This window comes from Burkholderia sp. AU45274, assembly GCF_030482505.1.
GTDB lineage: Bacteria > Pseudomonadota > Gammaproteobacteria > Burkholderiales > Burkholderiaceae > Burkholderia.
Map to the genome: position 1 here is coordinate 37,033 of NZ_JAUJQE010000017.1, position 14,468 is coordinate 51,500.

Sequence of the window (14,468 nt, forward strand, 5' to 3'; positions counted from 1 at the left end):
AAAAACGGTGCGATACCCGGTTGGGTACCGCACCGATACGCGCCTCTCGCAGCAGCGTGGAAAACGTCGTTGAATCGATTCTTTGAGAACGGCGCCTGATCAGAACAGGTGCTGGATACCGGCGTAGACGCCGGTCTGGCTGCCGCCGAATTTCGGATTGCCGGTAGAGACGTCGGTACCCGCGCCGTTGGCGTTCAGGCCGAAGTTCGCGGTCTTGCTGTTGCGTACCGTTGCGACCTGCAGGTCGAACAGCGTGCGCTTCGAGATGTTGTACGAACCGCCGACCGTGTAGATGTTCGCGTTGCCGCCACCGTGGTTCGCGTTCACGTGGTACACGGCCGCGATCAGCGCCGCTGCCGGCGTCGCTTGCCACGTCACGCCGCCCCAGACTTGCTGGGTACCCGTCACGCCGTTGTTGACGGCCGGGCCGCCGCTGCCGTCCGCGTGCGATGCCTGGTAAGCCGCTTGCACCTTGAACTGGCCGAGGAATACGTTCACGCCCGCGAAGTATTCGCGCGAGTATTTGAACACGTCCGAGAAGCGGCCGTTGCTGTCGCGCGTTTCGTCGTAGATGCCGCGCAACTGGAACAGCGAGTTCGTATAGGTGATCTGGGCACCGGCAGCGCGACCATCCTTGGTCGAATCGGTGTTGCCGTTGAAGCTGGTCGAGTTCGAGAAAGAGAACTGGCCGTAGAAGTCGAGGCCGTAGAGCGACGGCGACTGGTACGACACGTTGTTGCTGGTCTTGTTCCAGTTGCGGCCGCGCACCAGCGATGCCGTCGACCAGGCCGACTGGCCGAACGGGTCGAAGTCCCACACGCCGTTGGCGATCGCGAGCTCGCGACCCAACAGCAGCGTACCGTAGCGGTCGTTGGAGATGCCGACCGTCGCATAACGATCCCAGATCGAGCCGCTGAAGCCGCCCGTCATCGTGTTGAACGCGCCTTCGAGGTGGAACAGGATCTTGTTGCCGCCGCCGATGTCCTCGGTGCCCTTCAAGCCCCAGAGGCTCGTGCCCCAGTCGCCGCTTTCCGCGCGCACTTGGTGGCCGTTTTGCAGGCCGTTCATGTACTCGATGCCGGCATCCAGGCGGCCATACAGCGTGACGCTGCTCTGCGCGTGCGCCGTCACCACCCCAGCAGCCATCAGCGCGGCCGCGACCAAAGCTTTCTTCATCATCTCCTCCATACCCTGTCAAAAAGTCAACCCAGACTGCACGAGATGCCCGGAGCGCGAGCGCCGGGCAAAAGCGGGATAACCAGGGAGACCTCGTGCAGGGCCGGTAAGCGCGGCACGCGGGCAAGCGGACGGAAAACCGTTGAGCGGTCCCGCGCAGCCGGGTCGGCCTGCGGGGTCTCCTTGTAGTGTCGTGAAGCTAAACTACATTTCACGAACTTCGTTTTGCTACTTTGGTTACTAATTTAGCAAAAATACAATTTTGTGGCGATGGAAATCGTTGTTTGACTAACACGTGTCGCCAAATTGCCATGCAACACGGTGGGCAACAGGGGCGCCAAGGGTTTGCAATTAACGGAAAACCCTTGTCCCGCAAGGGAGACACGAGTTTTGCAAACAGGGGTCAAGGATTGCCACTATTGACGCTGCGAGGGCGCGGGCGTAAGCGTCGGACGCGAGAAATTGGTAAGTATTTCGTAATGAATGGATGGCTGCCGGAGAGGGCCGGCGGGTGCGTGAAACGCTTGTCCGTCAACGCCCGGCGCGAGGTACCAACCTGTGTCGGTCAGGCAGCGGCGGGCCTTGCGTCGAGCAACTGCGCGCGAATCCAGCGATGCGCATCGGTGCGCGCATGCTTCGCGTGCGAGTAGACCTTCACGGTGTAGCGCGGAATCTCGAACGGCGCCGGAAAGAGGCGGATCGGCGCCGCGTGCCGCAACGCCTGCGCGGCGCGGTTCGGCACCGTCATCAGCAGCGCGGATTCCGCGATCACGAACGGCGCGGCCAGCACCGTCGGCAACTGCACGGCGACCTGCCGCGCGAGGCCGAGCTGTTCGAGCACATGGTCGACGACGCCACGCGACTCGTTCCACGGCGTGACGACCACGTGGCGTGCGGCCAGGTACTGGTCGAGCGTCAGGCGCCGGCGAATCTCCGGATGCGTGGCGCTTGCAATCACGACGTAGTCGTCGGAGAACCAGTCGAAATCCTCGATGCCCGGCGCGTCGGCCGCCGATTCCTCGTGGTAGCCGAGCGCGAAATCGATACGGCCGGCCGCGAGTTCGTCGACGGAGATCTTTCGGTCGGAGTGCACGACGCGGATCCGCAATTGCGGCGCGACATGCTGGATGCGGGCGAGAAACGCCGGCAGCACGGCGAATGCCGTGTAGTCGGTCGCCGCGAACACGAACGTGCGGTCGCTTTGCGCAGGATCGAAGCGGCGTGCGCGGGCGAGCCCCTTCGACATCGTGTCGAGCGCGTCGCCGGCCCAGGCGGCGATGTCGTCGGCGCGCACGGTCGGCTGCATCTCGTTGCCGAGGCGCACGAACAGCGCGTCGCCGATCGCGTCGCGCAGCCGCGCGAGCGCGTGGCTCAACGCGGACGGGCTCAACGCGAGCTCGTGCGCGGCCGCGGCGACGGACCGGTGGCGATACAGCGCATCGAACACGAGCAGCAGGTTCAGGTCGAGGCGGCGCAGATCGGGATGCATCATGTTCAGGTCCGGATGAAGAAACTGCACTTCCTGCAGGAGCAGCATGAACGTAGCATGACGCTCTGATGGGTGCCAGCGCGGCTGCGCGGCATCGTTTCCCGTTACAAGCCAGGGCCGGAGGAGGGCTCAACCCGTGCAAATCGACATCCGTTCCGCCACCGTCGCCGACGTGCCGCAGATCCTGCGTTTCATCACCGAGCTGGCCATCTACGAGAAGGCGGAACACGAAGTGATCGCGACGCCCGCGTCGCTCGAGCGCAGCCTGTTCGGCGAGGGATCGCCGGCGCGCGCGCTGATGTGCGAGGTCGACGGCGAGCCGGCCGGCTTCGCCGTGTATTTCTTCTCGTATTCGACGTGGCTGGCCCGGCAGGGGCTGTATCTCGAGGATCTGTACGTGTCGCCGCGCTTTCGCGGCGCGGGCGCCGGGCTGCGGCTCCTGAAGGCGCTCGCGCGGATCGCGGTCGAGTCGGGCTGCGGGCGTTTCGAATGGAGCGTGCTCGACTGGAACGAGCCGGCGATCCGCTTCTACGAGAGTGTCGGCGCGGCGCCGCAGAGCGAATGGGTGCGCTACCGACTCGCAGGCGACGAACTGCGTGCGTTCGCCGACGCCGCGCCGGTCGACGCCGCCTAACGCCGCGTCAATGCAAAACGGGCGCCGCGCGGCGAACCGCGGGGCGCCCGTTCACGCGTCGCGACGCGTGCGATGTTACTTGAGGCTGCCCGACAGGAACCCGCGCAGGCGTTCGCTCTTCGGGTTGGCGAACACCTCGGACGGCACGCCTTCTTCCTCGACGCGGCCCTGGTGCAGGAACATCACGTGGTTCGACACGTTGCGCGCAAAGCCCATCTCGTGCGTGACGACGATCATCGTGCGGCCTTCCTCGGCCAGCTTCTGCATCACCTTCAGCACTTCACCGACGAGTTCCGGGTCGAGCGCGGAAGTCGGCTCGTCGAACAGCATCACGTCCGGATGCATCGCCAGCGCGCGCGCAATCGCCACGCGCTGCTGCTGGCCGCCCGACAGGTGCGACGGATACTGCTTCTCGACGCGCGGCGCGAGGCCGACTTTCTCGAGATACTCGCGTGCGCGCTCCTCAGCTTCCTTCTTCGGGATGCCGAGCACGTTCACCGGCGCTTCCATCACGTTCTCGATCACGTTCATGTGCGACCAGAGGTTGAAGTGCTGGAACACCATCGACAGCTTGGTGCGTACGCGCTGCAGCTGCTTCGTATCGGCGGCGCGCAGCGCGCCGGTCTTGTCGAGCGCGGTGCGCACTTCCTCGCCGTCGACGAAGATGCGGCCCGCGTTCGGCTGCTCGAGGAAGTTGATGCAGCGGAGCATCGTGCTCTTGCCGGAACCGGACGAGCCGATCACGCTGATCACGTCGCCCGAGTTCGCCTTCAGCGAGACGCCCTTGAGCACCTCGTTGTCGCCGTACCGCTTGTGCAGATCGTCGACGAAAAGCTTTTGAGTCTGGGAATTCATCATAGTCCTGCGAAAACTTACTTGCCTTGCGGGCGCAGATACGCGAGCCAGCGGCGCTCGGCCTGGCGGAACAGCCAGACGAGCGTGAACGAGATCACGAGATAGAGCAGGGCGGCGATGCCGAACGCATGGAACGACATGTAGGTCGCCGAGTTGACGTCGCGGGCGATCTTCAGGATGTCCGGCACGGTCGCGGTAAATGCAACGGTGGTCGCGTGCAGCATCAGGATCACCTCGTTGCTGTACAGCGGCAGCGCGCGGCGCAGCGCCGACGGCAGGATCACGCGGCGGTACATCGTGAACGTCGACATGCCGTACGCGCGCGCGGCTTCGATCTCGCCGTACGACGTCGCCTTGATCGCGCCCGCGAAGATCTCGGTGGTGTACGCGCAGGTGTTCAGCGTGAACGCGAGCAGCGTGCAGTGCATCCCGTCGCGGAAGAACGCGTCGAGCATCGGCGTGCCGCGCACGGCCTGCAGGCTGTAAAGGCCCGTGTAGCAGAGCAGCAGCTGCACGTAGAGCGGCGTGCCGCGGAACACGTACGTGTAGAGCCACACGGCGCCCGACAGCCACTTCTTCTTCGACACGCGCGCGACCGCGAGCGGTATCGACAGGCAGAAGCCGAGGCCGATCGACACGACCAGCAGCCACAACGTGATCGCGACACCGGTGATGCGATAGCCGTCGGTGTAGAGATAGTTGCGCCAGTATTCTTGGATGAGTTCGATCATAGGTCAGCCTTGCGGACGCCGGTCGAGTAGCGCTTTTCGAGCCACATCAGCACGAAGTTCGAGATCGTCGTGATCGCGAGGTAGACGGCACCCGCGATCAGCGTGAAGAAGAAGAACCGCAGCGTGCCCTTGCCGGCGTCCTGCGACGCCTTCACGACGTCGGCGAGGCCGATGATCGACACGAGCGCGGTCGACTTCACGAGCACCTGCCAGTTGTTGCCGATGCCGGGCAGCGCGAAGCGCATCATCTGCGGGAACATGATCCGCGTGAACACCTGCCAGTTCGTCATCCCGTACGCGCTGCCGGCCTCGAGCTGGCCGCGCGGCACCGACAGGAACGCGCCGCGGAACGTCTCGGTGAAATACGCGCCGTAGATGAAGCCGAGCACGAGCACGCCGGCGAGGAACGGGTCGATGTCGATCTGGTCCCAGCCGAGCGCGTCGGTCGCCATGTTCAGCCAGATCTGCAGGCTGTAGAACAGCAGCAGCATCAGCACGAGGTCGGGCACGCCGCGGATCAGCGTCGTGTAGACGGTGCCGACGCCGTTCGTGAAGCGGTTGCGCGACAGCTTCGCGCCCGCGCCGAGCAGGCCCAGCAGGAACGACAGCGCAAGCGAAAGCACCGCCAGTTTGACGGTTTGCCAGGTGCCAGCGAGGATCAGCGGGCCGTAACCTTGTAGAAACATTGAGTGGTCCCTGGTGTGGTCCCTTAGGGCGCACGCGGTGCGCCGCCAAAGACGCGTTCCGCCCAAGCTGCGCGGAACGCCCCGTGCGTATCATGACCGTCCGCCCCGGCATCGGTGCCGGGCCCGCCCGTCGCGCGAGCGGCGGGCAGGGGGCGGGCGGCGCGTGGTTGACTGCCTGTACTGCCCGGGTGCGGGGCCGCCCCCGCATCCGTCGTCTCTTCTTTTCGTTGCTCAGCGGGCCGAAGCCGAATAGACGCTGAACGCGAAATACTTGTGCGACAGCCGGTCGTACGTGCCGTCCTTGTGCATGTCGGCCAGCGCCTGGTTGATCTTGAGCTTCAGGTCCGTATCTTCCTTGCGCAGGCCGATCGCGGTGCCGTCGCCGATCGTCTTCGGATCCTTCACTTCCGGCCCGGCAAACGCGAAGCCCTTGCCGCGCGGCGTGCGCAGGAAGCCGTAGTCGGCCTGCAGCTCGTCCTGCAGCGTCGCGTCGAGACGGCCCGAGCCGAGATCGGCATAGACCTGGTCCTGGTTCTGGTAAGGAATGATCGTCACGCCCTGCGGCTCCCAGTACGCCTTCGCGTAGGTTTCCTGCGTCGAGCCCTGCTCGACGCCCACGCGCTTGCCCTTCAGCGATGCAACCGTCGGCAGCAGCGGCGAGCCGGTCTTCGCGATCATCCGCGCCGGCGCGTCATAGACCTTGTCGGAGAAGTCGATCTGTTCGCGGCGCTTGTCCGTGACGGTCAGCGACGACACGATGACGTCGTACTTCTTCGCCTTCAGCGCCGGGATGATCCCGTCGAGATCCTGCGCCACCCACACGCATTTCGCGTTGATTCGCTTGCAGATTTCCTTGGTGAGATCGACGTCGAAACCGACGATCTCGCCGCTCGGCGCGGTCGACTCGAACGGCGGGTAGCTGGCGTCGACGCCGATCCGCACGGTCTTCCACTCCTTCGCGAAGGCGCTGCCCGCCATGAGGGCGAGGGCGGCGCACAGGGCGGCCTTCTTCATTTCCATCCTTCTGTTGCTGACTTTCCGGGAGCACTCGCGGCCGGTTGGACCGGGCGCCGCGGCGTATTCTAGACGGCCAAAAATCGCCGATCGGCGCTCTGGCAATGGCGGCCGCCGGAACGGCGAACGCCAAAAGGCCGGTATTTTACCCGAACGCGATACCCGGAAACCGGCAATCCGGGCCGACCGATCGATTCTTCGACGCATTGATCCGGCTGTTGCGATAATCGCCGCATTCGCAATGGACATTGCATCGATTGCATCCGCAGGTGCAACGATGCGGTGCGCAGGCGGCGGATTGTGGCGCGATTGGCACACTCATACAGTGATGGCATGGCAGAACCCTGCATCCCACGGAGTGTCCGTTCCATGTTCCAGATCCGCCGCGCCGCCGATCGCGACCAGCGCAGCCATGGCTGGCACGAATTCCTTCACAGCTTTCCTGGGGCGTCCGGCCGGAGCGGGCCGCCGGCGTTCGGCGCGTTGCGCGAACTGAACGAGGAGTGCATCGCGCCGACCCGCGGCTACGGGATGCGGCCGTACCGCGACGCGGAAATCGTCACCTACGTGCTCGACGGCGCGCTCGCGCATCGCGACAGCCTCGGCAACGGGGCGATCGTCCGTGCGGGCGGCGTGCAGCGCATGAGCGCCGGCAGCGGTGTCATGCTGAGCGAAACCAACGCGTCGCGTGACGAGCCGCTGCGCCTGCTGCGGATCTGGCTCGCGCCGGCCGGGGCAGGCGGCCGGCCCGGCTACGTGCAGACGCGCTTTGCCGATGACGAGAAACGCGGCCGGCTGCGGCTCGTCGCGGCGCCGGACGGTGGCGACGGTGCGTTGCCGATCGGTGCGGACGCCCGCATCTTCGCGGGGCTGATCGACGGCGACGAGGCGGCGGCGTTCGACGTGCCGGCCGGGCGCCGCGCGTACGTGCACGTGGTGCGCGGCGACGTCGAGGTGAACGGCTACGCGCTGTCCGCGGGCGACGGCGCGCGGATCGGTGCCGTGGACGCGGTAGCGTTCGCGCGCGGCCAGGCGGCCGAGGTGCTGCTGTTCGACGTCGCCTGAAACGCAAAAAAGGGGACGCGGGCCGGTGCCCGCGTCCCCTTCGATGCCGCTGCGCGGAGCGGCCCGCCGGCTTACTGCGCCGGCGCCGACGCGGCCTTGGCCGCGCGATGCTGCTCCCAGCGCTCCTTCATCTTCTCGTGGCGCTGTTCCATCTTCGCGAACTGCTGCTTGAGCGCCGTGCTGACCATCGTCTTCTGCTGGTCGTTCAGCCCGTTGTAGAACGTGAGCCATGCGGCGGACGTCTGCTCGCGCAGTTGCGCGTTCTGCGCCTCGGCCTGCTGGCGTGCCGAGTGCATCGCGCTCAGGTCGAGGATCGGCTGGTTCTGCTGCGCCTTGAACTGGTCGCGCATCTGCTCGTGGCTCTTGCGCATCGCGTCACGGTTCTGCTTCATCGTGTTGACGGCCGCCTGCCATTGCTGTTCCTGCGACGCGTTGAGCTTCAGCTGGTCGTGCAGTTTCATGATCGCGCCGAACGGGCCGCCTTCGTGCCCGCCGTGCATCTGGTGCATGCCGGGGCCGCCCGGAGGCGGCATGTCGTTGGGCTGCGCGGCATGCGCGGTGCCGAATGCGAGAGCGAGCACGGTGGCGGCCGCGATGGCCACGCGGGAAGTCTTCTTATACATTTCAGAAACTCCTTGTATCCAAAGGGTCCGGCGATGCGGGTCCGGGAAAACCGGGCGCCGCATCCGGTAAGACGCAGGTTAGCGATGCAGGCTGCGGCCGGTGTTACGTGGGGCGGTGGCCGGGTTACCGCGCATTACAGTTCCCTTGCGCGGTAACCCGCAGTAACCCTTTCGTCCCTTTGTTTCGTTCTTCGACTCCGCCCTCGCGCGGTAAACTTCGAGCCATGACTACCCAGATCCTCATCGTCGACGACGACCAAGAACTCCGAGACCTGCTGCGCGACTACCTCGTGCGCCAGGGGATGGAAGTGTCCGTGCTGCACGACGCGGCGACGCTCGAGAAGCGCCTCGAGCGCGAGCGGCCCGACCTGATCGTGCTGGACCTGATGATGCCGGGCGTCGACGGCCTGACCGCGCTGCGCCAGCTGCGCGCGGCCGGCGACGACATCCCCGTGATCATGCTGACCGCGCGTGCGGACGACGTCGACCGCATCGTCGGGCTCGAGCTCGGCGCGGACGACTACCTCGGCAAGCCGTTCAACCCGCGCGAGCTGCTCGCGCGCGTGCAGGCCGTGCTGCGCCGCCGCCGCGCGACGCCGTCGGCGGCGGCGCCCGAACAGCGCGAGCCGTTCGCGTTCGGCCGCTTCGTGCTCGACTTCCAGGCGCGCACGCTGTCGGTCGACGGCAAGCCGGCCACGCTGTCGAGCAGTGAATTCGCGCTGCTGAAGATCTTCGTGAACCATGCGCTGCGCACGCTCACGCGCGAGCGGCTGCTCGAGCTGCTGCACGGGCCCGAGTACGACGGCACCGACCGCGGCATCGACGTCCAGGTGTGGCGCCTGCGCCGCATCCTCGAAACGGATCCGTCGACGCCGCGCTTCATCCAGACGGTGCGCGGGCGCGGCTACGTGTTCGTGCCCGACGGCGAGGCCCATGCGCAAACCCATTGATTCACTGTTCGGGCGGCTGGCGCTGCTCGTCGTCGGTGTCCTGCTCCTGTCGCACTTCGCGTGGTTCTTCGCGATGCGGCTCGAGCGCAGCCAGATGCAGACGCGTTACGCGGTCGAGGAGGCCGCGTTCCTGGTCGACGCGGTGCGCCAGCACGTCGCGCGCACGCCGGACCAGCCGCTGCCGTCGCGCGTGCGGCTCGTGTCGCCGGACAGCGCCGACGTGCCGAAGGGCGGTGATGCGGGGCTGCCGCCGCCGCTGAAGCGGTTCCGCGACGACGTGAGCGACCGCATGCCGCCCGGCACGCAGGTCGAGATCGGCACGCCCGGACATCCGCCGGTGCTGTGGGTGAAGGAGCCGACCGACCGCAACTGGATCGTGGTGCCGGTTCAGCCGCTGCGGCCGCCGCGCTCGCTCGACCGGATGCTGTTGTGGCTCGGCACGATCTTCTCGGCCGGCGTGATCGCCGCGCTGTTCGCGGCCTGGCAACTGCAGCAGCCGCTGCGTTCGCTGGCACGCGCGGTCGCGCGCTTCGGCCGCGGCCAGCCGGTGCCGCCGCTGCGTGAGCGCGGCCCTCGCGAGCTGCGCCAGCTCACGCATGGCTTCAACCAGATGGTGGAACAGGTGTCGCAGGCCGAGAGCGACCGCGCGGTGATGCTCGCGGGCGTGGCGCACGACCTGCGCACGCCGCTTGCGCGGATGCGGCTGCGGGCGGAAATGATGGACGACGCCCGGTTGCGTGATGGCGTCGTGCGCGACGTCGATTCGATGTCGCACATCGTCGATCAATTCCTGGTGTTCGCGCACGGCGGATCCGATCGCAGCGAGCCGGTGCCGGTCGATCAGGCATGCGAGCGGATCGCGCGCAGCTATCGCGCGGTCGCGCCGAACGCGCCGGCGGTCCAGACCCGGCTCGACGCCGATCCGGGCTTCCGGCTGCCGACGGCGACGCTCGACCGGATCCTGTCGAACCTGCTGGACAATGCGCATGCGTATGGTGCGCCGCCCGTGCTCGTCGAGACGGCGCGCACGCCGGCCGGCTACGTGTTGTCGGTGAGCGACAGCGGCGGCGGGATCGCGCCGCGCGACCTCGCGGCGGCCACGCGGCCGTTCGTGCGGCTCGACCCGGCGCGCGGCGGCAACGGCCACAGCGGGCTCGGGCTCGCGATCGTCGAGCGGCTCGTGCTCAGGCTGGGCGGGACGTGCGACATCGGCAACCGTCCCGAAGGCGGCCTGCGTGTCGCGATGACGTTCCCGTTCGAGGTCGTGCCGAAGGACGAACCCCACGCACAGGCCGCATGAGCGGCTGCGGCGCCGGCCCGGACGGGCTGGCGCCGCGTGCCATCATTCGCCGAACAGCGTGCCGAGCGTCTCGGCCGCGTTGCTGTCGATGGTGTTGTAGGTCACGGTGGTGGCCTCGAAGATGTAGACGGTCGTGTACCGGCCGAGGCGCTCCAGGATTTCCTCCTGCAGCGATTCCGGCACGACGTTCATGTTCAGGTACCACGCCGTCGACGACAGCCGCGTCTGGAACGACCCGTACTCCTGCATCAGTTCGTAGAACGCGTCGGCATCCTGATCGCGGCAGACGATCACCAAGTTTCCTGCCATTCCCTTTCCTCCCGCTCGTCGATCGATCCCCAGCGCCTGTTGACATCGGGCACGCGCATGCGTTGCCGTCGGACCATCCGCAACAGACCCCGAGGGCCAGCCCTGATCATACCCGCATAGTCGTATCCGGCTGGTGACGCCCGACATGGTTTGCGCGCACGTGCGGCTGGCGGGTTCCCGGGCGGGCCGGATCACGGCATAATTCGGGCCTGCATGCCGGCCGAAAGACTGCGGCCGGGGCTGCTCGACCCGCGCACCCGCCATCCGCCCGCGCGCCAGGCACGATCCGTGCGCCGCCTGCGCCGTTCCCGGACGGTTGTACCTGAAATACAGGTTGGTGTAGTGTCGTGCCGTCGCGGCCGACTCGTCCGGGGCGCGGCAGCGCGTGCACGCACGGCGCACCGCGCTCGCGCGCGATCGTCAGTCAATCGAATTACCGCACCCGTGCGCTTTGCCATGAATCAACATCGACTGCCGGCTTCGTTCGGCCTTACCGGGGAGGGCGCCTGATGGACGTCGGATTCTTCAATCCGAACCGGACCGCCAACGCGTCCGCGTGGCGCGTCCTGCCGAACCGGTGGGATTTCATCGCGTTTCCGCTGATCATCTGCCTGATCGCGATGGCGGTCGTCGGTTTCCACGAAACGATGGCGCCGATCGGTACCCTGCAGACGCAGAAGATCTCGCTCGACCCGTCGAACCTGCCCGAATACGCGTTGCGCACCACGCTGCGGATGCTTGCCGCGATGGTCGCGTCGCTTGCGTTCACGCTGATCTACGGTACGCTCGCCGCGAAAAGCCGGCGTGCCGGCATGGTGCTGATCCCGATCCTCGACATCCTGCAGTCGGTGCCGGTGCTCGGCTTCATCTCGTTCACCGTCACGTTCTTCCTCGCGCTGTTCCCGAGCCGCGTGCTCGGCGCCGAGCTCGCGGCGATCTTCGCGATCTTCACGAGCCAGGCGTGGAACATGACGTTCAGCTTCTACCAGTCGCTGCGTACGGTGCCGCGCGACCTGGACGAAGTGTCGCGGGGTTTCCACCTGACGTCGTGGCAGCGCTTCTGGAAGCTCGAAGTGCCGTTCTCGATGCCGGGCCTGATCTGGAACATGATGATGTCGATGTCGGGCGGCTGGTTCTTCGTCGTCGCGTCGGAGGCCATCACCGTCGGCAACCAGACTATTACGTTGCCGGGCGTCGGCGCGTATCTCGCGCAGGCGATCTCGGACAAGAACCTCGGTGCGATCGGCTGGGTGATCCTCACGATGACGGTCGTGATCGTCGCGTACGACCAACTGCTGTTCCGCCCGCTCATCGCGTGGGCCGACAAGTTCCGGATGGAAAACACCGCGTCGGGCGACGCGCCGCAATCGTGGCTGCTCGACCTCGTGCGCCGCACGCGCCTGATTCATCAGTTGCTCGTGCCGGCCGGCTGGTTCTTCGCGAAGGCCGCACGGATTCCGCTGCGTCTGCCGCTGTCGGGGGCGATGCGCTTCTCGCTGCCGAAAGTCGAGAAGAAGGCGTCACGCACGGTTGACATCGCGTGGGCGACCCTCGTGCTGCTCGGCACGGCGTATATCGTGTGGCGTGTCATCAGCTTCGTGTCGACCGGCGTGACGATGGCCGAGGTCGGCCACGTGCTGGTGCTGGGGCTCATCACGCTGCTGCGCGTGGTCGTGCTGATCTCCATCGCGTCAGTGATCTGGGTGCCGATCGGCGTGTGGGTCGGGCTGCGCCCGAAGCTGGCCGAGAAGCTGCAGCCGCTCGCGCAGTTCCTCGCCGCGTTTCCGGCCAACCTGCTGTTCCCGGTGTTCGTGATCGTGATCGCGCGCTTCCACCTGAACGCCGATATCTGGCTGTCGCCGCTGATCGTGCTCGGCACGCAGTGGTATATCCTGTTCAACGTGATCGCCGGCGCGACGTCCTACCCGAACGACTATCGCGAAGCCGCGACGAACTTCCGCATCCGTGGCTGGCAGTGGTGGCGGCAGGCGATCCTGCCCGGCATCTTCCCGTATTACGTGACCGGCGCGATCACCGCATCGGGCGGCGCGTGGAACGCGAGCATCGTGTCGGAAGCCGTGCAGTGGGGCAATACCAAGATCGAGGCGCACGGCCTCGGTGCCTATATCGCGCAGACCACCGCCGCCGGCGATTTTCCGAAGATCATCCTGGGCATCGCCGTGATGTCCCTGTTCGTTACCCTGTTCAACCGCCTGCTGTGGCGTCCGCTGTATGCCTTCGCCGAAGCGAAGCTGCGGCTCGACTGAGACCGATTGAGAGCGAAACGCGATGCACAATCCGAATGCTGTAAACGCCCCCGTCCAGACGAACCAGCCGCCGCGCCTCGGTGAGGAAATCCTGCGCGTCGATCACGTCTGTCGCGGCTTCAACAAGACGCAGGGCGAATTGCTCGTGCTCGACGATGCGAACCTGTCGCTGCGCGAAGGCGAGATCGTCGGGCTGCTCGGCCGTTCCGGCTCGGGCAAGTCGACGCTGTTGCGCATCATCGCCGGGCTGATCGAGCCGACCGGCGGTGAAGTGACCTATCTCGGCCAGCCGCTGCGCGGCCCGGCCGAAGGCGTCGCGATGGTGTTCCAGACCTTCGCGCTGTTCCCGTGGCTCACCGTGCTGCAGAACGTGGAAGCCGGCCTCGAGGCGCTTGGCGTCGGCGCACGCGAGCGGCGTGAGCGTGCGCTGGCCGCGATCGACCTGATCGGTCTCGACGGCTTCGAGAACGCGTACCCGCGCGAGCTGTCGGGCGGCATGCGCCAGCGCGTGGGCTTTGCGCGCGCGCTCGTCGTCGACCCGACGATCCTGCTGATGGACGAGCCGTTCTCCGCGCTCGACGTGCTGACGGCCGAGACGCTGCGTACCGACCTGCTCGATCTGTGGACGCAAGGTCGGATGCCGATCAAGTCGGTGCTGATCGTCACGCACAACATCGAGGAAGCCGTGTTCATGTGCGACCGGATCCTCGTGCTGTCGTCGAACCCGGGCCGCGTGATCGCCGAGATCAAGGTACCGTTCAAGCATCCGCGCAACCGGCTCGACCCGGCGTTCCGCAAGCTCGTCGACGACATCTACGCGAAGATGACGGCCCGCCAGACCGGCGAGGCGACGAAGAAGGGGCTCGAGCTCGGCAGCTGGCTGCCGCAGGTGTCGACCAACCTGATGGCCGGCCTGATCGAGACGCTCGCGATGGCGCCGTACCACGGCCGCGCGGACATGCCGGAAATCGCGCGCACGCTGCATCTGGAAGTCGACGACCTGTTCCCGATCGCCGAAGTGCTGCAGTACCTCGGCTTCGCGGACGTGCGGGAAGGGGACGTGTTCCTGACGCCGCCGGGGCGCGTGTTCGCGGAATTCGGCACGCAGGAGCGCAAGCTGATGTTCGCGGATCACCTGCTGAAGCACGTGCCGCTCGCCGCGCGGATCAAGAAGGTGCTGAACGAGCGCCCGGGCCATCGTGCGCCGCGCGTGCGCTTCGAGCAGGAGCTGGAGGATTTCCTGTCGGACGGCGCCGCCGAGGAGACGCTCGACGCGGTGATCGACTGGGGCCGTTACGGCGAGATCTTTTCGTACAACGACCAGACCGAGATTTTCAGTCTCGAGGACGTCGAGTCCTGATCGACGTGC

General features: G+C 66.5%; 14 protein-coding genes. 6 read left to right on the forward strand and 8 right to left on the reverse strand.

Going from position 1 to position 14,468, the window contains the following annotated elements; translation table 11 throughout:
- Positions 1-99 precede the first annotated feature (99 nt).
- Both QZM35_RS34945 and QZM35_RS34950 read right to left on the reverse strand, forming a co-directional pair.
- Positions 100-1,179 carry a porin gene (locus QZM35_RS34945; protein ID WP_089426633.1) on the reverse strand — a complete coding sequence of 360 codons (1,080 nt, stop codon included), beginning with the start codon at positions 1,177-1,179 and terminating at the stop codon, positions 100-102.
- 562 nt (positions 1,180-1,741) lie between these two features.
- Positions 1,742-2,668, reverse strand: coding sequence for a LysR family transcriptional regulator (locus tag QZM35_RS34950; RefSeq protein WP_301777646.1), 927 nt, complete (start codon positions 2,666-2,668; stop codon positions 1,742-1,744).
- A 133-nt stretch (positions 2,669-2,801) separates the two neighbouring features.
- Between QZM35_RS34950 and QZM35_RS34955 the strand changes: the two genes are divergently transcribed.
- On the forward strand, positions 2,802-3,299 hold the full coding sequence (locus tag QZM35_RS34955; RefSeq protein WP_089426075.1) for a GNAT family N-acetyltransferase: 498 nt from the start codon (positions 2,802-2,804) through the stop codon (positions 3,297-3,299).
- Positions 3,300-3,374: 75 nt separating this feature from the next.
- Here QZM35_RS34955 and QZM35_RS34960 read toward each other — a convergent pair whose 3' ends face one another.
- The 4 genes from QZM35_RS34960 to QZM35_RS34975 form a co-directional block, all read right to left on the reverse strand.
- Entirely contained in the window at positions 3,375-4,154 is a 780-nt protein-coding gene (locus QZM35_RS34960; protein WP_089426631.1) for an ABC transporter ATP-binding protein, read from the reverse strand.
- Positions 4,155-4,171: 17 nt separating this feature from the next.
- Positions 4,172-4,885 (reverse strand): ABC transporter permease, encoded by a 714-nt coding sequence (locus QZM35_RS34965; protein ID WP_011352853.1) that lies wholly within the window; start codon positions 4,883-4,885, stop codon positions 4,172-4,174.
- Complete coding sequence (locus QZM35_RS34970; RefSeq protein ID WP_021158491.1) at positions 4,882-5,571, reverse strand: ABC transporter permease; 690 nt, start codon at positions 5,569-5,571, stop codon at positions 4,882-4,884. The genes QZM35_RS34965 and QZM35_RS34970 overlap by 4 nt, the downstream gene beginning before the upstream one ends.
- Before the next feature lie 231 nt (positions 5,572-5,802).
- Positions 5,803-6,585: an ABC transporter substrate-binding protein gene (locus QZM35_RS34975; RefSeq protein WP_301777630.1), complete on the reverse strand. Its 783-nt coding sequence runs from the start codon at positions 6,583-6,585 to the stop codon at positions 5,803-5,805.
- 369 nt (positions 6,586-6,954) lie between these two features.
- Between QZM35_RS34975 and QZM35_RS34980 the strand changes: the two genes are divergently transcribed.
- On the forward strand, positions 6,955-7,650 hold the full coding sequence (locus tag QZM35_RS34980) for a pirin family protein (RefSeq protein ID WP_301777631.1): 696 nt from the start codon (positions 6,955-6,957) through the stop codon (positions 7,648-7,650).
- A 71-nt stretch (positions 7,651-7,721) separates the two neighbouring features.
- Here QZM35_RS34980 and QZM35_RS34985 read toward each other — a convergent pair whose 3' ends face one another.
- Positions 7,722-8,273, reverse strand: coding sequence for a periplasmic heavy metal sensor (locus QZM35_RS34985; protein WP_089426072.1), 552 nt, complete (start codon positions 8,271-8,273; stop codon positions 7,722-7,724).
- Positions 8,274-8,497: 224 nt separating this feature from the next.
- Between QZM35_RS34985 and QZM35_RS34990 the strand changes: the two genes are divergently transcribed.
- Both QZM35_RS34990 and QZM35_RS34995 read left to right on the forward strand, forming a co-directional pair.
- Entirely contained in the window at positions 8,498-9,223 is a 726-nt protein-coding gene (locus QZM35_RS34990; RefSeq protein WP_009693256.1) for a response regulator, read from the forward strand.
- A complete protein-coding gene (locus QZM35_RS34995) occupies positions 9,207-10,523 on the forward strand; it encodes an ATP-binding protein (RefSeq protein ID WP_175237945.1) in 1,317 nt (438 codons plus the stop codon). Before QZM35_RS34990 ends, QZM35_RS34995 begins: the two co-directional genes overlap by 17 nt.
- A gap of 42 nt (positions 10,524-10,565) precedes the next feature.
- Here QZM35_RS34995 and QZM35_RS35000 read toward each other — a convergent pair whose 3' ends face one another.
- On the reverse strand, positions 10,566-10,832 hold the full coding sequence (locus QZM35_RS35000) for a hypothetical protein (protein ID WP_011545926.1): 267 nt from the start codon (positions 10,830-10,832) through the stop codon (positions 10,566-10,568).
- 509 nt (positions 10,833-11,341) lie between these two features.
- Here QZM35_RS35000 and QZM35_RS35005 point away from each other — a divergent pair.
- Both QZM35_RS35005 and QZM35_RS35010 read left to right on the forward strand, forming a co-directional pair.
- Positions 11,342-13,099 carry an ABC transporter permease subunit gene (locus QZM35_RS35005; protein WP_089426070.1) on the forward strand — a complete coding sequence of 586 codons (1,758 nt, stop codon included), beginning with the start codon at positions 11,342-11,344 and terminating at the stop codon, positions 13,097-13,099.
- A 22-nt stretch (positions 13,100-13,121) separates the two neighbouring features.
- Complete coding sequence (locus QZM35_RS35010; RefSeq protein ID WP_011352844.1) at positions 13,122-14,459, forward strand: AAA-associated domain-containing protein; 1,338 nt, start codon at positions 13,122-13,124, stop codon at positions 14,457-14,459.
- Positions 14,460-14,468 lie beyond the last annotated feature (9 nt).